Source organism: Vibrio sp. 1978, from assembly GCF_033344345.1.
The window spans coordinates 1-617 of record NZ_JAWPOP010000668.1 but is presented as its reverse complement, the minus strand read 5'-3'; the positions used below and the strand labels follow the sequence as shown (position 1 = coordinate 617).

At 45.7% G+C, this 617-nt stretch carries 1 protein-coding gene; it reads right to left on the bottom strand.

The window, feature by feature from the left end:
- The coding region (cysC, locus tag R8N49_RS28445) for an adenylyl-sulfate kinase (RefSeq protein WP_318190610.1) at positions 1-439 on the bottom strand (439 nt) is incomplete at its 3' end.
- Between the last annotated feature and the right edge of the window lie 178 nt (positions 440-617).

Sequence of the window (617 nt, the reverse complement as noted above, 5' to 3'; positions counted from 1 at the left end):
CTCGGCCTTCACACACTTCGAGAGATGCATTCACAAACACTTCAATGAACTCACCTTCGGGCAGTAAATCGCGAACGAGTTGACGCTCAGCACGGTGAGGAGAAATGAACGCGGACAACACAATCAAACCCGCATCTGCCATCAGTTTCGCCAACTCGCCAATACGACGAATATTTTCACGGCGATCTTGTTCAGAAAAGCCTAGATCACTACACAGGCCATGACGAACATTGTCACCGTCCAACAAATAAGTGTGGTAGCCCAACTCAGCTAAACGATTCTCCAGCGCGCCCGCGACGGTTGACTTACCTGCGCCAGATAAACCAGTAAACCAAAGCACTGCTGGTTTCTGTTTTTTCAGCTCAGCACGAAACTGTTTATCAACCGTGTGCTGATGCCAGACAATGTTTTCATCTTTTACCGGTGTTTCAGCGGTCATAACGAATCCTTGTATTTATCGGAATTAAAACGGAAAGAAGACCGGAATCAATGTCAGTACCAATACGGAATACACAATCGAAATCGGCACACCAATTCGCACATAGTCGGTCAATTTGTAATTACCTACGCTGTAAACCAACAAGTTAGTTTGATACCCGTAGTGAGAAATAAAGCTC